The organism is Paenibacillus lentus, from assembly GCF_003931855.1.
Classification (GTDB): domain Bacteria; phylum Bacillota; class Bacilli; order Paenibacillales; family Paenibacillaceae; genus Fontibacillus; species Fontibacillus lentus.
Genome location: NZ_CP034248.1, coordinates 3,560,981 through 3,581,906, shown reverse-complemented (window position 1 = coordinate 3,581,906; position 20,926 = coordinate 3,560,981). Strand labels below are relative to the sequence as shown.

Here is a 20,926-nt window from a genome sequence, read left to right as displayed (position 1 = left end):
CAGTCTTGCATTAAGTCGCAAAACAAATTTTCAGCAAATTATGCTTGTTAATCTTATTATTCAACATTTTCCGCAAATACCCTGCCATGTTCCGCTTGAATAAGAGTAAAATGTATCAGTCAATTTCCCTGTTTAGATAATCATCAAATCGACAATGGGTACAAGTTCTTGTCTTCGAGTTAAGACAAGAAGAAAAGCAACCGCTATATTAGCGACTTTCAATGGGACGATGTTCTTGTCTCCCGACATTAAGTTCTGATTTTTGACAGAGAACAAAAAGATGTACCAGTTACCGTCCTTTGACCTTTTCAATTAATTTTTTGAATGCATCTATTAAAGAAACCATGTCTTTAAGATAGAACCTAACATCTTTCTTGTCTTAGTGCGTTTTGTGGGTGCATTTCTTTCAAAATATCGCTTCGGAGCATATCTGTTTTTTACTTGAAAAACTGTATTTGACCTTGGAATGTATCCGTTGTTATCCAACAATGAACTCACTTCAACACGTACATCTATTCCACCATATTTAGCGTTTTCATTTCCTCCCCAAGTCACACCTGCAGTCGGGATTTGTGCTGATCCCAGGCCTGCTTCACAAAGAAGTGCAAAGACTACCAGGTACCATATATCCACATCATGATCCAAATTATAAAATCTTCCTCAAAAGGTTCTACATACTTGGTTTGAACTAGACGTTTGAATTTTGACAACAAAAAGAGTCTGTCTATAGACAGACTCGGATGACTTAACGCTTCACCTTATAAAGCTCGTGATACAGCTTCATGAGAGCCATTTTCTCTATCCTGGATTTTCCCAGATACTTGACAACCTCCCACCGGTGTCCAGGCCAAACCGCCCCACGTCAACCTCTTACTCTCTCCCGTCCAAAATATCAGGTTACGGTAAATCTTGCTCTTCTCAATATTGAGATCCACTTCCTAGATGCCATTATCAGCTTCTGAACCAAGGATGTCGATCAGCGTAATCTCGTTACTTTCCTTGTCTGTTCCAATCAAGTCGTCGAGAGACACGTATAGGCTTTTTTCTGCGAATGTAGATGCATCAGGGTTTGTTTTGCAAAAGTCGCGAGCTTCGTCCCTTTGTTGGGGTGCTCTCAATGGTTTTAATCAACTCAGTGGTGCCGATGGAGATGATACCTCCATGTCGTCGCTAGTGTTATCTAATTATTTAATATGTGTCACAATATATATATATTATATTAGTAAGATTTAATTATATTATTAGTGAACTAAAAGAAATACGAATTTTGTGAACATGTCTAAAGAAACCCGCGTAGCGACGCGGGTTTGTCCACCACACATAATAATACATACATACAACACATCATCTCTGTGTTGTGTTAGTTATTAATTACAGCATTACGCATCTCTCCGCAACTTATTCATATTCTAGTAGTTTTTGAATATCTGCAGGTAGTGCGTCATCATCCACTAAAAAACTAATTAACTGGCTTGCATTCCCCCTCGTCAAGTCATCGTAACTAATTTTCAATATGTATCCCGCTTGTGAAAGCAAAGCTTTAAGATATTGTACTTGCTCTTTACTTGCTGGAGCATTTGGGTTCCATTCGTTTGATTTTTCTCTTGTTTCCGCTTCCAGTAGACCATTTTCTTCGAACTGATAGGTTAAACCATACTTCTCCGCTGACCATTCCTCATCGACATTGTTTCCGTAATTGAACCAATTCGCATATGCCTTTGGGATTCGTTGATCTATATACCGCGCTACATCATCTAATAGCTTTTCCGGTTCTGGAGTTTTAAACAAATCACGATCGAAGTACTTACGTTCATTAGAAGACAAGAAATCCTTTGCCAATTCAAACCGGTCCATTTTGTTAAGCTGTTCCGGTGAACGAACAATTTTGCTTGTAAAACCATCCTTTACAATACGGTGTGCGACATATTGTCCAAGTCGCATTTTCACTTTTAGCGTATCTGCGTAATCAAACATATAGAACCTCCTACAAATTTTTAATGCTATTAAAAGTTTAACTCATGAGGATCAAGTTATTGTGATGTTGTTTGAATCTTTTGAAAATTATTTTTAAATAGATTTATTAAATCTATTTCTAACAAATAAATGACTAAAATATAATATGTCACAATATGTATATACCCTTATATAATGAATAATTAGATTGAAATATTATAAACTAAAAGAAATACGAGTTTTGTGAACATGTCCTATCATTAATAAATCTGTTGTATCTTTATTGACCCATTGTTAACCAATTTTTTAACAAATAAACCGGTCTGTTCACAGATCAAGGTGAACTAACCGGTTTATTTATTTTTTCTTGGATTAATTCTAAAAGGTGCCCGTTTATATGCCGTTGGAATCCAATGTATTGGCCATTCTTTTATTCTGGAAAAAGCAAATCGAGTATTTTATCATCTGCTTTTCGATTAACCCCTTGGTATGGATAGCAATGAATATGAATTGCCGGGTTAAAATTTATTTCAATAATGCTGTAGCTTTGGTCCGTTGCGCCTACGCCAGTATCTTCAATCATCATGTCTACGCCACAAAATGTGGCACCGGCAGCTTTTGCGGCTTTAATAGCAATCTGTTTATAGCTATCATCAATATCATCTGTAAAATCAATGCTGTCTCCGCCGGTACTAATATTGGAGTTCTCTCTTAAGTAAACCGTCTCCCCTATTTCTGGAACATCAAAAGGATTCTTAAATTGATTCCGTAAGAACATTTTCTCAGTTTCTCCTAACTGAATTTTTTCAAGGGGCGTCTTATATCCCTTTCCTCTTAGCGGATCTTTGTTCTTCTCGTGAATCAGTTGTTCGATCGTATGCTTTCCGTCTCCAATTATGTTAGCAGGTACCCGATGTAGAATACCAACGACTTCCTCTCCCATGACCAGGAATCGATACTCCTTCCCCATCACAAAATCTTCAAGTAATACGGTTTTATCATGTTCGAAGGCCATTTCAAATGCTTGTCGGAAATCTTCTCTAGTGAACTGGTTTGTGAAAATCGTGATGCCCAGTCCGAAGTTCGTCGATTTTGGTTTTATTACAATTTGTTTCCCCTTGTACTTCTCATATTCAAGAATTGCATCTTCAATGTTATGATATGAAGTACCTTCCGGAACCCGTATACCCTGTCTCTTTAACACTTCCTTAGTCACGATTTTATTCTCCATGATCAATACTGTACTGTATGAATCTAACGAAGTCTTGGTTGCTTGCTTAACGTACTCCTTATGGTCTTCTTTGTGTAGGAGAATGAAGTTTTCATCGCGATCAAGGATTTCAAAACGGATTCCACGTTTGACCGCAGCTTTTAATAACAACTGAGTCGACAGTTCCAAATCTTCAAAACCGGCAAACTTATACCCTGTTTCGGTGCTGTGTTTTGCATACTCCTTTGCTTTATTTAGATGGTACTGCAAATAATTTGACTCATTGATTTCTGACTTTACGATCGACGCAAAACTAAAATCGGGATTGATAATAATTTTCTTTTGTTCCTCGATCAATTCGACTTGTTTCTGACTTTCGGGAATTATTTTATTCATCATTTCTTGCATTGTATTAAGAAGGTCTAATGCCTTATCTTTCATACTGGCAGCATAATCTTTATCACCTAATTTACCGTAAATGCCTCGAATCATTAGGGTATCCACATCGAGATTCGCCTGGTGTTGTTCTTCCTTGTTAAACTGCTCATCCTCTTTAAGAAGCATATATACCAGGAATAAGTGAATGAATTTCAGGGTCTGCAGACTAATCCCATTTTTATAAAGTGGATTTAGATCGAACATGCGAAGTTCAAGGTAATCTATTCCGTTTTCAAGAAGGCTTTGGAGTTGATTATCCCCTTTTGCCGACTTGATTCGAACGGGGCTATAAAACTCCTTCGCACTCAGCAGATCCTTAGATTGAACCAAGTTTTGCAGATCCTGAATATAATCTTTTATGGAGTTAAATGAAACATAGTATGGTTTTTCATTTCGATACCCGCACACACTGTTTCGAAGTGAATTCATATTGGGAAAAAAACGACTCTCGGTATCTAAATGATCACTTAAGGAGACGCAATGTTCAATATAGGACTTACTAAATACCGGGCTAGCGCCTGTTAGAAAAATGAGTAGCCAGCGGTATTTCAACGTGTTTCTCGCTACTTTTAGATATAATTGATCTTTAAACATTTTATATTCATCATGGCTTTTGGAGGCCACATATAACTTTCGAAGAAATCCATCATCAAAAGAAAAATTGAAATGAATCCCACTTAACAATTGTCTTTTTCGGCCATATTTTTGAGCCAATTGAATTCGATATTGATCTTCGAAGGGATCATTCATATTCGCGATAGGAATATCCTCTTCACACGGCAGTGTCGGCGGATTGCTGCTTGGCCATAAATATTCATCGGTTAATTCCTGTGTTACTATATCTTGAAGTGCTTCAAGGAAAGAGTAAGCTTCTTCTATAGATTTAAATACCGGAGTTATCATTTCAACTTGGCTTTCTGAAAAGTCAGTTTTAATATAAGGATTCTCACTTTTGTTCCCGAATACCCTAGAATGAGGCGTTAAGGCTAGATTACCTTCTTGGTCAACTCTAACGTTTTCTTTTTCTAAACCATATTGGCCTTTAAAAATTTCATCATTCAAATTTTGCTCGCTAATCAACTTCAAAAACTCATGATTTAATGAAACCATCTCCAGACCCTTCTTTCGTTCATTTTAAACAGCTTGATTAAGTAATTTTGAAGACATTTTATTTAGAATTCCTTTAAACCAACCCACGAGGATAATTCCTTTAAGGACGCTGGTTATTGCAATAGATAGCCAAACCCCATTTAACCCAAACGGACCTGACAATAAGATGGCGAGTGGGATGCGAAGCCCGGTCAATATAATACTAAAAATGGGAGGTATATAGGTTTTTCCTAGCCCGTTGAACGCTCCTACAGTCATTAATTCCATACACATAAAGGCTTGGGAGTATCCAATAATCTTCATGTAATCAACGCCCAACATAAGACTTGATGGATCATTTAGAAATAGTGAAAAGATTTCTTTCGGGAACACGACAAACATGAGTGAAGTAAACATGCCAAAGACTGTTGTAAGTAATAAAGAGATGCGATAACCATCTTTTATTCGAACTATCTTTCTCGCACCAAAATTTTGGCCAAAGAAGGCTGCTACTGCCCCTTGAAGTCCTCCAATCGTCATATAAGATATAGATTCGATTTGAATACCCACCCTTTGAACAGCTATGGCATCAGGACCCCAACTTACAATTATTTTAGCGATAACGATGGAAATAACGGTAAAAGTAACTCTCTGTACTGAAATAGGCAATCCCAACTTCAATACCTCTTTCATACTTGCCTTATCTATCTTTGTATATTTTGAGAAAAACTCATTGTTTTTTGTTTTATAAATAAAAAGCAGAGTTAAAATTATATTTGCTGATAGTGTGGCCAGTGCAGCTCCACTAACACCTAGTCCCTCAAACGATCCATAACCGAAGATGAGTAATGGATCAAGAATCATGTTTAAAAGAAACCCGACAGTAAAAATTCGAAATGGTCTTTTACTGTCGCCGAGTGAATTCATGATTGTACTAAATAACAGATTGAACAAATTGAATAGATTTCCAATTATCGAAATAACTAAAAACTGAGTGGCCATCCTCTCTATTTCAGCATCTGCCAACTCAAAATAGCCGATAAGCTTATCTTTAGTCATGATAATAAACAACATATAAACAATCCCGACTAATGCTGTTATTAGAAATCCGTTTTTAATGTATGTTTTTGCCCGATCCGATTGTTTTTCACCAATACTGTGTGCGACTTTTACCCCTGTTCCGATCGTTATCATGGTAGATATTGCTACAGCTAAGTTCACATAAAAATTAGCTGTTCCTATCGCTGCCACCGGGCCACTTCCTAATTTTCCGACCCAGATCATATCTACAAGTCCATAAGTTGTTGATATAAAGTTTGTAGCAATGATGGGAAGAGATAGTTTCATAAGTACAGGCGTTATGGGGCCATCTGTTAAATTTAGCATTCCTTTCATTTGCATCACCTTAATCCTCAAAAACATTATCATATCAATTTTTTTTGATGCGTATGGCTGATCATAATCTCAATTTTTTCCTTCTAAAAACAGCCGAGATATCTCTCGGCTGTTTGTTTTTTTATTCGCCTGTTTCAGCAAATCTTTTAATTCGTTCTCCTACCTGATCACGAACACGTTGGAACACAGCCCATTTTTCATCGTCTGTGCCTTGGGCTTTCGCAGGATCATCGAATCCCCAATGTTCACGTCTTACTTGTGGAGGTGTAATCGGGCATTTATCTGCTGCATCCCCACACAAGGTAACGACCAGATCAGCGTTGTTTAGCAAATCGGAGTCGATAATATCCGAAGTTTGGTTGGAAATATCAATATCCACTTCCTTCATCGCTTTCACCGCATTGGGATTTAGCCCATGTGCTTCAATACCAGCACTATAGACATTCCAGCTATCTCCCAGGTATTTCTTAGCCCAACCTTCGGCCATCTGACTTCGGCAAGAGTTTCCAGTGCACAAGAAGTAAATTGTCTTTTTTTCCATGATGGATAGTCTCCTTTATATTTGAGCATTTTGCATTAACCTGAGCCCTTGCTAGACAAAGGTTTTCAAACATAAAAAAAGGACTTCACCCCAACTTGGAGAAGTTTTCAAGTGACAAAACAAGAAAACCCAAGGGGGAGAAGTCACTATGTATATTCTACAAGAAAGTCTATTTTCCTTTGAAGAACTTCAAAAACTTGAATTTAAAGAACGTTTGCCTATCTTCTTCAGTGCCCTGGACTTACGACCTTATGCTAAAGATTTGAGAAGTCATTCACCCCGAGGTGCCGATGGGCACTGCCGACAAGGGATTCTTCGCGCATTGCTTGCAGCGCCACTGGAGAACATGGATACATTTAGCGGCTTGCATCGTCGTCTGGATATGGATCTTCGTTTCCGTTACCAATGCGGACTCAGGCTTGATCGAAAAGCTCCATCAATCGCCACATTAAGCCGCGTTTTCACTGAGCTAACGAATAAGGGATTGGCAAAACGTCTGTTTGAGGATCTCGTCACACGCTGTAAGCAGGAAGGAATCATCGATGGAAGTCACGTGGCGATGGACAGCGCAGCGATCCATGCCTACGAGAAGAAACAGCCGAAGCGCAAAAGTGAGCTGACGGGGAATGCCAACTGGGGCGCGAAGTTTGACTCCTTTGGTAACAAGGTCAAGTGGTTCGGCTATAAGCTTCATCTTGCTGTCGACACCGCTAGCGAACTGCCCCTGGCCCTCTCGGTTACACCGGCTCATGTCAATGACGGTGATCTGGCACCCGCTCTCATGGAACAAGTGGCTGCCGATGCGAAAGTGAAGTTCTTTGTGTTTGATGCTGGGTATGACCAACTTAAAAACTATGAAGCGGCACGGAAGCTCAAAGCGCAAGCGATTATCCCGATGAATCTTCGCAATGAGAAGGAACCGCCTGCAGGTATAACATCTAACGGTACACCTTGCTGCTCCATGGGTTTTGCCATGACATACTGGGGAGTAGATGGCGATTACCTGAAATTCCGGTGTCCCCATGCGACCGGCAAGGTGGATTGTCCGCTGGGGATGGCAGCCTGTTCATCTTCCAACTATGGAATGGTGCTCAAGGTTGATACAAAAAGCGATTTGCGCCGTTATTCAAGTCCGCACCGGAACACGAAACGTTGGCAAGAACTTTACAAAGAAAGAACGAGTGTAGAACGCTGCAACTCCCGAATGAAAACCTATTTGACCGCAGACGCCATGCATGTTTGGGGCATAGAGAAAGTCATAACTCACCAATATTTAAATGCAATTGTATTGCTGGCTTCTGCCCTGGCAATGGCTCAGAAATACAGAAAAGTCGCTGCTTAAAATTTTGAATGCGCAGAAAATTCTGCAGGTCTGCCCATTTTTGAAAACCGAGTGGATTTAGCTGAAAATGCACCACCAACTAGGTCTAGGTTCTGCTATTCAATTCTCAAATAGGGAATTATGCAAAATGCTCATTTAAATCACAAGATGGATAACCACAGATATAAGCCTAACAACGTAATAAAAAGAGTTGGTAGCGTCAATACGATACCAGTTTTAAAGTAAGTCCCCCATGAGATTTTAACCCCTTTGGATGAGAGCACATGTAGCCACAATAGTGTGGCAAGCGATCCAATCGGTGTAATCTTCGGACCAAGGTCAGAACCAATGACGTTAGCGTAAATCAAAGCTTCCTTAATCTTCCCTGTTGCTGTTGTGGCATCAATAGCAAGTGCATCGATCATAACCGTGGGCATATTATTCATGAATGACGAAATTATAGCTGAAATGAAACCCATACCCATTGTAGTCACGAAAAGCCCCTGGTCAGCAACAGCTTGAATAACGACAGCAAGTAAATCCGTCAACCCGGCATTTCTCAAACCATAAACCACCACGTACATACCAATGGAGAAAAATACAATGGCCCAGGGGGCTCCCTTGACTACTTCAGCCGTTGGTACTGCAGCACTTCTACTCGCCAGAATTAAGAAAATGATGGCTATAACTCCTGCCACTAGCGATACAGGAATAGCAAAGAATTCACTGATAAAATATCCAATCAACAGCACTGTCAGGACGACCCAGGACAGACGGAATAACTTCATGTCTTTAATCGCATCAACCGGCTGTTTGAGCTGTGACGAATCAAACTTTTTGGGAATGCCCTTTTTGAAAAAAAGATACAGCACCAGAATACTCGCACCAAGTGAAAATAGATTTGGAACAATCATTCGGCTAGCATATTCTGCAAAAGTAATACCGAAGAAATCAGCCGAGACGATGTTCACCAGATTACTAACGACAAGCGGTAACGAAGTGGTATCCGCAATGAATCCACTTGCGATAATAAACGGGAATACCTTTTTTTCATCAAACTGAAGTGCCCTAACCATCGCGAGTACAATCGGTGTTAATATCAGGGCTGCCCCATCATTGGCGAAAAAGGCTGCTACGATTGCACCCAAAATTGAAACAAAGATAAACATTCTTACACCGTTTCCACGAGCTGCTCTAGCCATGTGTAGAGCTGCCCACTCAAAGAAACCAATCTTGTCTAAAATCAATGAAATCAAAATAATCGCCACAAAAGCTAATGTTGCATTCCAAACAATCTGAGTTACATCCCAGACATCCTGAAAATCAACGACACCTAACAGCAGTGCTAGTATAGCTCCGCCACAAGCTGACCAGCCGATCGATAAATTCTTAGGCTGCCAGATTACCAGCGTTAGTGTCACCAAAAAAATGATGCATGCCAGGATTACGGACACCTAATTCAAACCCCCAGTTCTTTCAGTTATCAACCCTAATCTTGGGTAAATTCAAATATTTGTACATGATTATATAACTATTTACTTATATAATCAATAAGGGAAAGTTGCTTATTTACAAACGGACGTAACCCCTTCTTTATTTAAGCCAGAAAGAATTGTCTTGGTATCAGGCATGTACTGCAGCACATCCTTAATGTATGGTTTGTCATCTACATTTAGTGAGTAGTATACCCACTGACCCTGTTTTTTTTCTTTTACAATTCCCTGGGCTTTTAATTTCCGTAAATGTTGGCTAACTCCTGGTTGTGATATTTCTAAAATATCGACAAATTCACAGACACACCATTCTCGTTCTTTCATTAGGGATAACATCGTTAAGCGAGTTTTATCACCCAAAAGTTTTAGCTTTTCAGCTGCTTCATGAATTTGCTCCACCATAGGTCTCCCCTTTTGTATAAGTATATGATTATATAATAGTCGAATTACCTCATAAATTCAATTTATTCAAAACACAACAAAAAACTTGCATATTACAAACATGTCCAGTATAAATATACCAAGAGGTGAACAAAACATGGAAAACACCAGAGAACTATTTCAGATTATGACTCGACGCTTTGGTTTACTGAACAAAAACTGTTGCACCGTGGGCGGAATAGATATATCACCGGTTCAAAGCCATATTTATTCTTTATGAAGTCGATCGCCAACATAAACCTTCCATGCAGCAGATCGCTGAAACGTTAGAATGTCTTGTACGCCGCGGATTTTTAACTCGTTCAAGACATTGAGCCAGAACTTGGCCGACTTGTTTTCCCAATCCACATGCCTAGGACGTCTTTGTTCCCATCCAGGATCGATGCCGATGACCATGTAAGCCGCCTTGTTGACAATAGCTCCGTCTTGCTTCACTTTGAAATGAATGGCGTCGAGAAAGACGACGGCATACACGCTCTGTAGCGGCCGATTTTGCCATTCCTTGACCATAGGGATAACCTTGTTCGTCACGTTCGAGATCAGTGTCGGGGAGACTTCGATGCCATACAACTGCTGTAGATGACCTTGAATTTCACGCGTGCTGACGCCCTTCGCGTAAAGCGCAATGATCTGTTCCTCAATGCCTGTGACATTGGACTGGTGCTTCTTCATCTTCCAGGCTCATTATCCTCTCCATTATTAATTTCCCGTACTTGTGAATTAACCGTGTAATGCAAATTGTGTTTAGTTTGCACACCTTTTATTATGTCCATCGAATTTTTACTTTTACTTTTTATTCTGTCGCCCTTTGGCAATCTTACAAACTTAAATATTTACAAATTATGGAATATATGCTACTATGAAAGCGCATTCAGGATATGGTTATTATCATATTTCACATTGAGAGGAATGGTGAAAATGAAAGATTGGCTCAAAAGGGCAAGTGCAACAATGCTGGCATTTACTCTTCTCCTTGGATTGCTGACAGCTCCCGTCCATGCAAACACCCCACTTTTCACGATTGAAGCAGAAGACGCTCAGCTCACCTCCGATCTTCAAGTCGTGACACAAATTTATGGACAGCCCAAGCCCGGATTCTCTGGAAGCGGATTTGTGTGGATGCAAAATTCCGGCACAATCACCTTTACAGTGACCGTCCCGGAAACCGGCATGTATGCGATCTCCACCCGATATATGCAGGAGCTCAGTCCAAATGGCAGACTTCAATATTTAACCGTTAATGGCGTGACCAAGGGTTCGTATATGCTGCCTTATACTACCGAATGGTCGAATTTTGATTTGGGCTTTCATAAACTGAATCAAGGCAGTAATACCATCGAACTCAAGGCCGGTTGGGGCTTCGCGTATATTGACACCCTCACTGTGGATTATGCCGATCTTGATCCCTTGGATGTGCAGCCTCTCCTCTCCGATCCCTGGGCCACACCGGAAACACAAGCTTTAATGAATTATTTAACGGAGGTTTACGGCGACCATATTATCTCTGGTCAGCAGGAAATTTACGGTAGTGGAAATGATGGTAATTATGAATTAGAGTTTGATTGGATCTACGATTTAACCGGAAAGTATCCAGCCATCCGCGGGTTCGACTTCATGAACTACAATCCGCTCTATGGTTGGGAAGACGGCACAACCGATCGGATGATTGAATGGGTAAATAACCGGGGCGGGATCGCGACAGCTTCCTGGCATATCAATGTGCCCCGAAATTTCACCACCTATCAGCTCGGGGAGTTTGTGGATTGGAAGGACGCTACCTATAAGCCGACGGAAACTAATTTTAATACTGCCAATGCGGTGGTTCCCGGTACTAAAGAATATCAATATGTGATGATGACCATTGAGGATTTGGCAGAACAGCTGCAGATTCTGCAAGATAACCATGTGCCGGTTATTTTCCGTCCCTATCATGAGGCGGAGGGCAACGGCGGGCTGAATGGTGAAGGCGCGTGGTTCTGGTGGGCTTCAGCAGGCGCAGAGGTGTACAAGCAGCTATGGGATCTGCTCTATACCGAACTTACGGAGACATACGGTCTGCATAACTTGATTTGGACCTACAACAGCTACGTGTATAGCACTTCTCCGGCATGGTATCCCGGTGATGATCAGGTGGATCTTGTTGGCTATGATAAATACAATACGATTTACAACCGCCATGATGGTTTGTCCGGCGTACCCAATGAGGATGCCATTACCGCCATTTTCTATCAGCTTGTTAATTTAACTAACGGTAAAAAAATGGTGGCCATGACGGAGAACGACACCGTCCCTAGCCTACAGAATCTGACAGAGGAAAAAGCAGGATGGCTCTACTTCTGCCCCTGGTATGGCGAGCATCTAATGAGCACTGCCTTTAACTATCCAGAGACCCTGACAACACTTTATCAAAGCGACTATGTCATCACCTTGGATGAGCTGCCTGATTTAAAGAATGACAATCCTATCTCAAGCCCATCCATCTCACCCACAAATATTGAATTTGACAAATATGCGTCTAACCAAAGCGACAAAGCCATAACCGTGAATTTCAACGGCAATACGTTGACCTCTCTCCGAGCAGGGGCCGATGCATTGATCGTGAATCAAGATTATACGTTGGACGGAAGTACACTGCTTCTGAAAAAGACATTCCTGGTTGAGCTGCCGGTCGGCGAGCATTCAATCGTTTTTGATTTTAATCAAGGACGAGATCCTGTATTAAAAGTTAACATTGTTGATTCAACATCGAATGCTGCGATTTCGCCCCTGAATGCTACATTCGATAAAGCGACGAATCTACAACAGGATATTTCCGTAAACCTTACCTTAAACGGTCACCAGCTTACAAGCATAACGCATGAAAACTATACTCTTCAACCAGGTCAGGATTATACGGCATCAAGTGATGCTGTCGTTCTAAACAGCTCCTATCTATCCACGTTGTCACTGGGCCAAAATACAATCGCCTTTCATTTCAGCGGAGGAAATCACGCTGGTCTTACAGTAAATGTAGTGGACAGCAGTGTTCCTGTACCCGTGAGTGATTTGATGATTCAAGCTTTTAACGGCAGCACGAGTGCCTCCACCAACGGAATTTCACCCAAATTCAAAGTAGTCAACACCGGTGATTCAGCGATTCAGTTAAGTGATGTAAAACTGCGGTATTACTATACGGTAGACGGGGAAAGTGCACAAAGTTTTTGGTGCGACTGGGCTAGTATCGGAAGTGCCAATGTAATCGGCAATTTCGTTAAACTGGCAACTCCGGTTACCAAAGCCGATTATTATTTGGAAATTGGCTTTACAAGTTCGGCTGGAATACTTAATCCAGGCCAGAGCGCAGAAATTCAAGCCCGGTTCTCCAAAAACGATTGGTCCGATTACAACCAGACTAACGATTATTCGTTTAAGGCTTCCAGTAATGAGTTCGTAAACAATGAGCAGGTTACCGGATATATGAACGATCAGCTTGTATGGGGAATTGAGCCGTAATGAGGTACAAAAGGGTTGGGGCGGGGGTTATCCCCTCCTTCAACCCTTTTTGTTGCCCGACATCCCTTCCAAAACAAAAATCATTATATTCACTATTTCCTGAGGTTCTAAATCATATTGTACTCCGCTCGTTTTGGCTTTCTAACAGCTATATCCCCCCCTCTAGCTCTCACCTAATAGTCTTGCAATATACCAAGGTTTGATTAGCAATCTTTCGGATAGCTGCTCCCAGAGGCTTGATTTATCAGCACAACTACTTTACGCAGGTACGAGGAACAAGATTTGGTCCCTGAAGTTCCGAGAACGGCCAGCAATCGAAGATACTATACGTCTACTCATAGGCAAGCCTTTATCACTATTCGTGCGTTGCTGCAAGGATATGAAATCCCTACTGTCTACGAATCTATCAGAAAAATTAAACAAGGACGTACAGAAGAAGCACTCTGGTTAATCAATTAACAACTACATGACATGCAAGTGGAGAAGCAGAGAGTGGAATCGATCCTGACGATGATCAAACATGCGGATTTTTCCAAATACCGAAATTATAAAATAACAGATGTGATGACAATTGGAGAAGTCGCAGAAATTGCCGGAGTCAATCCTTCAGCCATTCGCTAATGGGAGAAAGAGGGGGTAATTCGATCTGAAAGAAACCATCATAATGGATATAGGGTATTTTCCTCTCGTGAATTAAGAAAAATTATTATTATTAGCAGCTTGAGAAAAACCGTCTATTTCATTGAAAACATGAAGCCATTGTTGGATGACCTGGACACGAAAAACTTGGCAAGCGTAGAAAAATCCTTCGAACTTGCTCGAAAAAGCTGAATCAACAGTTGATTTTACAGTATCAAGGAATAACAGAAATGATGATCTATATCGATGATTCTGGTTATTAATATTTAATATGATTAACTATAAGTTTAACTTGTCATCATATATAACTATTGTATGCAGTATCTAGAATTCGCCATTCATTCATAAATAACATAATAATTATTATGTTAACTAGATTTGAATCATCTCAGAATATTTACAATCGGATATGTTTTCAAAAAAGTAACAACGTTAAAAGGCTCCGAATCTCAATCGGTGCCCTTTTAACATTTCAATATCCGTTTACGTCTAACGCCTTAACGAATTCGTGCTAACTACGCCGTACCGTGACAGTAATTTCCGCCCGAGCAACACGACCGCACGGTCGGTTAGAAAGCCCATCAATCCTAAGACAGATCAGCCCGACAAAGATCCAATCAGTGCGGAAGAACAGTCGTGAATTCCAGATTAGATACCCTCCCCCCTCATTTTACATCCCTCCGCTCCTGCTTTTAATCGCCTAAGTGCGACTCGATTTAAAACCTCGCAGTCCTTTCCATTAAATGATCCTCTCTTCCGTTCATGTCAATCAGCAGCGCGCCACTATCGGCTGCTTGGTAAATCGTGTAGCCGCTGCATGCCTTGTCTGGCAAATCAACTGTTGTGCCTGTCGGATAAATCGTTGGATGTCCCATTGATATGTCACCTTCCCGCTCGCTAATATTTTTGATGATAAAAATTAGTAGGAAATATACCGATTTGTTCGGTTTAAACTGTCCTTCAGGGGATTAGCATCCTGGATAGCAACTTCGTCGGATGGCTTCGTTTGACGGATAACTTCCTTTGATAAACCATCTATATGAATCATCCAGCCTCTGAAATAATGAGATTTGTACCTCTAGCTCTGTGGAAGTAAATCCTCCAAACATCGTATCGATCATGTAAGTACCTGCCTCCTGGTTACGTTCGAGCATCCTCCTTCCCCGTTCGGTAATATAGAGGGTCACGATTCTCCGTTCTGCTTCACTTCGCTTCCGGACGGCAAATCCTTGCCTTTCCAGTTTGTCGCAAATCGCGGTGATCGCACCAGATGTCAAATCAAGCTGATCCGCTAAATCCCCAAGCCGCTGTTGTCCATTTTTAATGGCGTTCAAGATCAGCATTCCGGGCAGCGAAACGCCCTCCATTGTGATTTTGTCACGTCCCTTCACGAATCGTCGTACCAGCTTGCGGAAGTGCAAATCCGCTTCCTCCATGCGTTCCCAATCTTTATAATTCATCTTTATAATCCATAACGCTCCTTTCTCTTCGGAGTTTTATGATCCGTTAGCCCATACGTAACGGCCTTTCGATTTGCGAACACAGAAAAGGCCCCTGGGTCTCGACCGAAATCTTCTCGGTATCGAGTACAGGAGCCTTTGGTTGACCAATCGGCTTACTATTTACTTCATTCCAAATCAACGAACGATCAATCAATGATGATTAATCATTAATTGGGCTTGCCATTAAGATTAAACAAATTATTCAGACCTGTCAACTGGGATACGTTTAATTGCTCCATGACTCAGAATATCAACCATGCAAGAACTACCTTCCGAATGTTGAGATCACATATGACAAATTTCATGTCATTGAGTTACACATGCTTAACTGCGAATAGCCGAAGATCTAATAAATAATTCGTTCAGGGTTGTATTTTACTGGCTACATTCCACTTTATAAGTATAGAAATCAGGAGCATTTCATCTGAAAAATTGCCGATTACTATAAGCCATTCACGGTACGGATTCTCCCAAATTCAAATTTCAACTATACTCTTTAGTCAATATCGTAAATTTTCCATTCTCCATTTAATTTTCGGAAAACGTAAATGACTAAATTGCCTTCAGAATCATTTTCTGTGGTGGTCATAGTAACAATTGAGCCTTGCGATTCAGTGATTTCACCGATACTGCTAATCTTCATATCCACAACTTTTTTTGTATTCATTTGCTTAATAGGCGTGTCTGGTTCACTACTTATCAGCTTCATAAATTCATCCGAATTGGCTTCATTCCTATATTTTATTGATAAATTTAATAATTTTACAAGTTCCAATTGTTCACCAACATAATCATTTTCTACAATATAAGGGTTTTGGACATTATTATTTACTTCATTGTGTTGATTATCCTGATTACTCGAATGTGAAGGGCTAGCGACATTCAGTCCATTAGAACATGCTGTTAGAAGAAATATACATAGGGCTAGTAAATTAATAATTTTATAACAGTTCATTTTTATTAGTATTCCTCCCAAAGGTACCTCGAGAATTTTGTGTAAACAAACCGCCTCTCCTTTTAACTTCTATAGTAATACATGATGCCTAGCTTCTTTCGTCAGCTTTAGCACTGCTTCGGCCATGTACTCCGGCGAATATGGAAAATTATTTTGCAGCCACCAGCTTGCTACCGAGAAATGGGCCGCAATGCTGTAACGCCAATGGATTTCCGCAGGTACGCCTTCAAGGGCTTGCTGAACTGAACCATTGCCTCTTGAACGATATCGGAGAACAATTCCATTATGTCCAGCTCATATCCCCTATTCAGGATGACCTTGAAATAATAGCTTTGATCTTTCAAATGCTGATAGAAAGCCAGCAGGTAGACATAACTGATTGTATCCGCGCTGGTATTGTTTCCGCTGGCAGATAGTACGGTTTCTTTCAAGGAGTGGAACAAATCTTCGACATTCCGAGTAAATCGTATTTATTCTCGTAATGCTGATAAAAGGTGAAGCGGTTAAGCTTGGCTTTTTTCGTTAAATGCTGTATGGTGACTGCCTCCACTCTTTCTCATAAAAAAGTTCAAACAAGGCTTCCTTCAACAATTCTTTGGAACGAATGCTTCGCTTATCTTCCCGATAGTCAAACGGCATGCCATGTCTCCTTATGGTTCTGTAGTCAGCTCTGTTCAAGATACGTCATACCGCCAAGTTTCCATATTAAGCATAAGCGACAAGTGGCAATGACGACAAGGACTGCCCAGCCGCGGAGGGCTGCAGGTGATCTTCTAAATGAAACTCGGGCACAGACTCGATTTTGGCAAACCGCTTAACGAATTGCTCGAGCACAATCGCAGCCTCCAATCTGGCCAACGGAGCGCCCAGGCAGAAGTGAGGCCCATTGCCGAACGTTAAATGCTTCTTACTGTTATGCCGGCGAATGTCCAGCTTAAACGGATCGGCGAACATCGCTTCATCGTGGTTATCTGCACTCATCCAGGTGATCACGACGTCCCCTTTTTTCAGCTCTACGCCGAGTAGCGTGTTGTCCTGCTTAACCGTCCGATCCATCTTGCTGATGTGGAAACGGTAACGCAGCATCTCCTCCACGTATTGGCAATCAGTCCGGCATCCTGCCTCAGTTCACTATATATCGAATCATCGTCATATAGAAAAGAATAAAATGTATTGGCCATCAAGTGGCTCGTCGTCTCAATGCCCGCTGCCAAAATAAACATTGTTGTCCGCACGATTTCATCGTCGGTGAACCGTTCCCCGTCGACCTCCACCCGGACCAAATCTGAAATGATATCCTCTTGCAGATGATCGCGTTTATCCAAGACTAAGGGATATAGGAATGAATAATATTCCTGAGCGGCCTTGCCCTTTAATTCATTCACCATATCCGCGTTCTGCTTGTTTGTCGGCATGAAGAGAGTGTCCACCCATCCCTTGAACAGGTTCCGATGTTCCTACGGCATGCCAAGCAGCTCGGACATGTCTCGTGAAGCAGCTTCTCTTTATACCAGGAATATGGATTGAATTCATCGGCTTTGGTCCTGAATCTTGTAATCTCTGAAACCGGAATGATTTCTTGCATGTGATTTCCTCCTTCTACACAATCCTCATTTTCTAATTTTGAATGAATCAGACAAGCAAAATTAGTGAAAATATACATCAAAGTCACTCTATTATCAACCGACACATTGCTTCGATCTGTTGAAGAACCTCATCTTTCAATGGAAAACTAGCTGAAGAAGCATGTACTCTTTCCTAGCAATATAAGCAATTTGAAGGATATTCACTCGAATCACTAACCCCTGATAATGGATATGTAATTATATTTCACCAATCATTTGGTATGAAAGGAGTTTTGCTCGTGGCCAAAAGTCTAAACCTGAACAAACTCATGCTGGTAACCCTCGCTATCCTGATGTTCTCGATGGGCTGGTCGAATCAGAGATACACTTCTGCGTTGGAGGGAGAAGCTCACATTGAATGGTCCCACATCTTAGAGGGCAATCATCCGCTGTATAAGAGCGTATCCGGCTATGCGGCAACCGCTACGTGGGATGGGGGCTATGTAGCCGTAGGTGATAAGTATTGCGAAACACCAGATGAGAACTGCTCGGCAGCAAGGGATCTTGCACCACTTGGGAGAAGCTTCGGCAATATAACAACCTCTTGAATATCAGGTATCTGGGACAATATATTAGCCAGTTCCGCAGGCTCCACCCGATAGCCATTGATTTTAACCTGGTCAAAGGTTGGCACTTATCACTAAAGCAGTTATTTCAATATCAGACTATCGCGGAGCTGTCGCATTTTCTGCAGTACGGCGGCGAAAGGACAGCAAATCAGCCTTCGAAAGTAAGAAATCCGTTACGCTGTCTTGTCCCTTTCTCCGTGGATCATCGTAAAATTCCTTTCTTCTGTGTCCATCCAATTACAGGACACGTTCACAGTTACTATGAATTGGCGCAGAAGATTCAAACTAAATACCGTTTCATCGGCATCCAATCCCCCATGGTAGATATAGATCCGCCATTTTTTAATAATCTGGAGACTCTGGCTCAACACTATGTTGAAGCTGTACAAGCTGAGCAGTCCCATGGCCCCTACCATTTGGGGGGATGGTCCTTGGGAGGATTGATAGCTTATGAAATGGCCCAGATTTTAAAAAAACAGAAGGAAGAAGTTCAGTGCCTGATCATCATGGACAAAGATGCCTATCCATATCCATTTGTACATCAGGATGAACATCTTCTCACCTATTTGTTCGAGGAAGAAGAAGTTCCTCAGGAAGAATCTTTCCTGCAAATGAACTCTACGGATCAATTGAACTGGCTGCTCTCACAGCATCAAGTGAAAGAACGTTATAACAACAATGACCCTGGGTGGATTAAGCAGCATCTTGAGATTATTAGGGATCATATTCGTCTCATGTCCAAGCATATTCTCCAGCCTTATGAGGGTCATCTCACGGTAATCTCTTCTGAGGACACCGCCAACAAAACGGGAAATGATCCGGCGCTGGGCTGGAGGAAGCTCGCAAAAAGTGTCAGAGCGATCACAGTTCCCGGAAATCATGATTCCTTTATTCAAGAGCCGTTAGTAGAGCGGCTGGCCAGTGAAATTCTGCAGAATAGCCCTATAATAAATGAGGTAAATACATGACCAATTCAAAATCATCGGTATCGACACAACACCCGATTAATCATCCTAACAATGAAAAAGCAATTGCAGCACCTATGCTGCTGCAATTGCCCCTATCCTACATTCGCTTCTTAATCGGCATGTTCGTATCCAGGCTGGGGGATTCGTTATTTACATTCGCGATTCCCTGGATTGCCTATAAACTAACTCAATCCAGTATGATTATGGGATCGATGTATGCGGTAAGCGTCCTGCCGATCGTATTGTTTGGTCCGGTCGTCGGAAGCCTGGTGGATCGCTGGGAACGAAAGAAGCTCATGATCGTAACCGACATCGCTAGAGCGCTGCTAGTTGCACTTATTCCCATTCTTCATCTCCTGGGCCTATTGCAGCTATGGCATCTTTACGTTATTTCTTTCATGCTCACTATCCTTTCACTAATGTTCGATGTATCCATCGTAGCGATCATCCCTTCTTTAGTGCCGAATCAGTTAACGCGGGCCAATGCGTCCTATCAGCTAACGAACCAAATTGCAGAGCTGGCAGGACCACTATTGGCAGGTGCGCTAATTGTTTCAATCGGCGGGTTCAATGCATTATGGATCGACACGGTTTCTTTTCTTGGCACGCTGATCGTGCTTATACTCATGCCGAGTTTTGTTACACCAAAGTCGCTAACCGGTCTTTCGCAAATTTTTAAAGACATCGGGGAAGGCTTTCGATGGCTCGTTCGTTCCAAGATCAATTTATCCTTCTCTTTCCAAGCGATGATTGGTAACTTTGGATATAGCGCGGCATTTGGCGTGCTGATGTTCTACTTGTTGAACACTTTGCAGCTTGACGCTCAGCAGAGTAGTCTTAATTATACGCTGTTAGGCTTTGGGGGCATTATTGGCAGCCTCCTGGCCGTCCCGCTGGAGAATCGGTTTCGCCGAGGAGTGCTGATTCCGATGCTGCTGGCATTCGGAACGATCGGTTTCCTATTTGCGGCCTCCAGTCAGTTTTGGCTGGCACCGGGTCTCGCTTTCTTTGCGGTGACAGTCTGCAACGTGGCTTGGAACACGATTGTTACTTCGGTTAGGCAAGAGACAATCCCCTCCGATATGATCGGCCGAGTACTCGGTTTCTCCAGGGTATTGACCCGGTTAGCCATGCCATTAGGGGCAATGACCGGCGCTGCTCTGTCAGAATGGGCTGATCCCAGAGCCGTGTTCATTGTGGCGGCAGGGGCTAAAGCACTGGAAGTCATTATCGCTTTGGCCACACCAATCAGGAAGCTGTGATGAAACATTTTTTATAAAAATATGATCAAGGAG

The 20,926-nt window shown here is 41.7% G+C and carries 15 protein-coding genes and 7 pseudogenes; 7 read left to right on the top strand and 15 right to left on the bottom strand.

The window, feature by feature from the left end:
• Nucleotides 1-333: 333 nt before the first annotated feature.
• The 6 genes and pseudogenes from EIM92_RS16165 to arsC all read right to left on the bottom strand — a co-directional run bounded on the left by EIM92_RS16165 (nt 334) and on the right by arsC (nt 6,626).
• Nucleotides 334-645, bottom strand: a complete 312-nt coding sequence (locus EIM92_RS16165; RefSeq protein WP_125083520.1) for a hypothetical protein — start codon at nt 643-645, stop codon at nt 334-336.
• A 100-nt stretch (nt 646-745) separates the two neighbouring features.
• A pseudogene (locus EIM92_RS24275) lies at nt 746-1,181 on the bottom strand (RNA polymerase subunit sigma-70); the annotation flags it as partial.
• A gap of 217 nt (nt 1,182-1,398) precedes the next feature.
• On the bottom strand, nt 1,399-1,974 hold the full coding sequence (locus tag EIM92_RS16155; protein WP_125083519.1) for a hypothetical protein: 576 nt from the start codon (nt 1,972-1,974) through the stop codon (nt 1,399-1,401).
• Nucleotides 1,975-2,383: 409 nt separating this feature from the next.
• Nucleotides 2,384-4,681, bottom strand: a complete 2,298-nt coding sequence (gene gshAB, locus EIM92_RS16150) for a bifunctional glutamate--cysteine ligase GshA/glutathione synthetase GshB (protein ID WP_246021012.1) — start codon at nt 4,679-4,681, stop codon at nt 2,384-2,386.
• A 54-nt stretch (nt 4,682-4,735) separates the two neighbouring features.
• Entirely contained in the window at nt 4,736-6,085 is a 1,350-nt protein-coding gene (locus EIM92_RS16145; protein ID WP_125083517.1) for an MATE family efflux transporter, read from the bottom strand.
• Between the two features lie 121 nt (nt 6,086-6,206).
• The gene (arsC, locus tag EIM92_RS16140) at nt 6,207-6,626 is read right to left on the bottom strand and encodes an arsenate reductase (thioredoxin) (RefSeq protein ID WP_125083516.1); all 420 of its coding nucleotides are present in this window, start codon (nt 6,624-6,626) and stop codon (nt 6,207-6,209) included.
• 148 nt (nt 6,627-6,774) lie between these two features.
• On the opposite strand from arsC, the gene EIM92_RS16135 reads away from it, so the two are divergent.
• Complete coding sequence (locus tag EIM92_RS16135) at nt 6,775-7,968, top strand: transposase (protein WP_125083515.1); 1,194 nt, start codon at nt 6,775-6,777, stop codon at nt 7,966-7,968.
• Nucleotides 7,969-8,108: 140 nt separating this feature from the next.
• Here the strand turns inward: EIM92_RS16135 and EIM92_RS16130 are convergent, their stop codons facing one another.
• Together EIM92_RS16130 and EIM92_RS16125 are read right to left on the bottom strand one after the other, a co-directional pair.
• Entirely contained in the window at nt 8,109-9,401 is a 1,293-nt protein-coding gene (locus EIM92_RS16130) for an arsenic transporter (RefSeq protein ID WP_125083514.1), read from the bottom strand.
• A 111-nt stretch (nt 9,402-9,512) separates the two neighbouring features.
• Nucleotides 9,513-9,842 carry an ArsR/SmtB family transcription factor gene (locus EIM92_RS16125; protein WP_425464160.1) on the bottom strand — a complete coding sequence of 110 codons (330 nt, stop codon included), beginning with the start codon at nt 9,840-9,842 and terminating at the stop codon, nt 9,513-9,515.
• A gap of 136 nt (nt 9,843-9,978) precedes the next feature.
• Between EIM92_RS16125 and EIM92_RS24270 the strand changes: the two are divergent.
• Nucleotides 9,979-10,150: pseudogene (locus EIM92_RS24270) on the top strand (MarR family winged helix-turn-helix transcriptional regulator); the annotation flags it as partial.
• A gap of 58 nt (nt 10,151-10,208) precedes the next feature.
• Here the strand turns inward: EIM92_RS24270 and EIM92_RS16115 are convergent.
• Nucleotides 10,209-10,553 (bottom strand): annotated as a pseudogene (locus tag EIM92_RS16115) (transposase); the annotation flags it as partial.
• A 246-nt stretch (nt 10,554-10,799) separates the two neighbouring features.
• Here EIM92_RS16115 and EIM92_RS16110 point away from each other — a divergent pair.
• Complete coding sequence (locus EIM92_RS16110; RefSeq protein ID WP_125085235.1) at nt 10,800-13,373, top strand: glycosyl hydrolase; 2,574 nt, start codon at nt 10,800-10,802, stop codon at nt 13,371-13,373.
• 243 nt (nt 13,374-13,616) lie between these two features.
• Nucleotides 13,617-14,275, top strand: a pseudogene (locus tag EIM92_RS16105) (MerR family transcriptional regulator).
• 226 nt (nt 14,276-14,501) lie between these two features.
• On the opposite strand, the pseudogene EIM92_RS24265 reads toward EIM92_RS16105, so the two are convergent.
• The 6 genes and pseudogenes from EIM92_RS24265 to EIM92_RS16070 all read right to left on the bottom strand — a co-directional run.
• Nucleotides 14,502-14,682, bottom strand: a pseudogene (locus EIM92_RS24265) (ABC transporter permease); the annotation flags it as partial.
• 48 nt (nt 14,683-14,730) lie between these two features.
• Nucleotides 14,731-14,887: pseudogene (locus EIM92_RS16095) on the bottom strand (thioredoxin); the annotation flags it as partial.
• A 93-nt stretch (nt 14,888-14,980) separates the two neighbouring features.
• Nucleotides 14,981-15,472, bottom strand: a complete 492-nt coding sequence (locus EIM92_RS16090) for a MarR family winged helix-turn-helix transcriptional regulator (protein ID WP_125083513.1) — start codon at nt 15,470-15,472, stop codon at nt 14,981-14,983.
• 538 nt (nt 15,473-16,010) lie between these two features.
• Nucleotides 16,011-16,469, bottom strand: coding sequence for a hypothetical protein (locus EIM92_RS16085; protein WP_125083512.1), 459 nt, complete (start codon nt 16,467-16,469; stop codon nt 16,011-16,013).
• A gap of 170 nt (nt 16,470-16,639) precedes the next feature.
• On the bottom strand, nt 16,640-16,912 hold the full coding sequence (locus tag EIM92_RS16080) for a hypothetical protein (protein WP_164515128.1): 273 nt from the start codon (nt 16,910-16,912) through the stop codon (nt 16,640-16,642).
• Between the two features lie 262 nt (nt 16,913-17,174).
• Nucleotides 17,175-17,926: pseudogene (locus EIM92_RS16070) on the bottom strand (cytochrome P450); the annotation flags it as partial.
• Between the two features lie 407 nt (nt 17,927-18,333).
• Here EIM92_RS16070 and EIM92_RS16065 point away from each other — a divergent pair.
• The 3 genes from EIM92_RS16065 (at nt 18,334) to EIM92_RS16055 (ending at nt 20,893) form a co-directional block, all read left to right on the top strand.
• The gene (locus EIM92_RS16065; protein ID WP_125083509.1) at nt 18,334-18,642 is read left to right on the top strand and encodes a hypothetical protein; all 309 of its coding nucleotides are present in this window, start codon (nt 18,334-18,336) and stop codon (nt 18,640-18,642) included.
• Nucleotides 18,639-19,631, top strand: coding sequence for a thioesterase domain-containing protein (locus EIM92_RS16060; protein WP_164515127.1), 993 nt, complete (start codon nt 18,639-18,641; stop codon nt 19,629-19,631). Before EIM92_RS16065 ends, EIM92_RS16060 begins: the two co-directional genes overlap by 4 nt.
• Before the next feature lie 74 nt (nt 19,632-19,705).
• The gene (locus tag EIM92_RS16055; protein WP_425464209.1) at nt 19,706-20,893 is read left to right on the top strand and encodes an MFS transporter; all 1,188 of its coding nucleotides are present in this window, start codon (nt 19,706-19,708) and stop codon (nt 20,891-20,893) included.
• The last annotated feature ends 33 nt before the right edge of the window (nt 20,894-20,926 follow it).

What these genes read in the sequence shown, in the direction of transcription:
- EIM92_RS16110 (WP_125085235.1), top strand. Translation starts at nt 10,800, where the DNA reads ATGAAAGATTGGCTCAAAAGGGCAAGTGCAACAATGCTGGCATTTACT.
- EIM92_RS16085 (WP_125083512.1), bottom strand. Translation starts at nt 16,469, where the DNA reads ATGAACTGTTATAAAATTATTAATTTACTAGCCCTATGTATATTTCTT.
- EIM92_RS16145 (WP_125083517.1), bottom strand. Translation starts at nt 6,085, where the DNA reads ATGAAAGGAATGCTAAATTTAACAGATGGCCCCATAACGCCTGTACTT.
- EIM92_RS16055 (WP_425464209.1), top strand. Translation starts at nt 19,706, where the DNA reads ATGCTGCTGCAATTGCCCCTATCCTACATTCGCTTCTTAATCGGCATG.
- arsC (WP_125083516.1), bottom strand. Translation starts at nt 6,626, where the DNA reads ATGGAAAAAAAGACAATTTACTTCTTGTGCACTGGAAACTCTTGCCGA.
- EIM92_RS16155 (WP_125083519.1), bottom strand. Translation starts at nt 1,974, where the DNA reads ATGTTTGATTACGCAGATACGCTAAAAGTGAAAATGCGACTTGGACAA.
- EIM92_RS16135 (WP_125083515.1), top strand. Translation starts at nt 6,775, where the DNA reads ATGTATATTCTACAAGAAAGTCTATTTTCCTTTGAAGAACTTCAAAAA.
- EIM92_RS16090 (WP_125083513.1), bottom strand. Translation starts at nt 15,472, where the DNA reads ATGAATTATAAAGATTGGGAACGCATGGAGGAAGCGGATTTGCACTTC.
- EIM92_RS16125 (WP_425464160.1), bottom strand. Translation starts at nt 9,842, where the DNA reads ATGGTGGAGCAAATTCATGAAGCAGCTGAAAAGCTAAAACTTTTGGGT.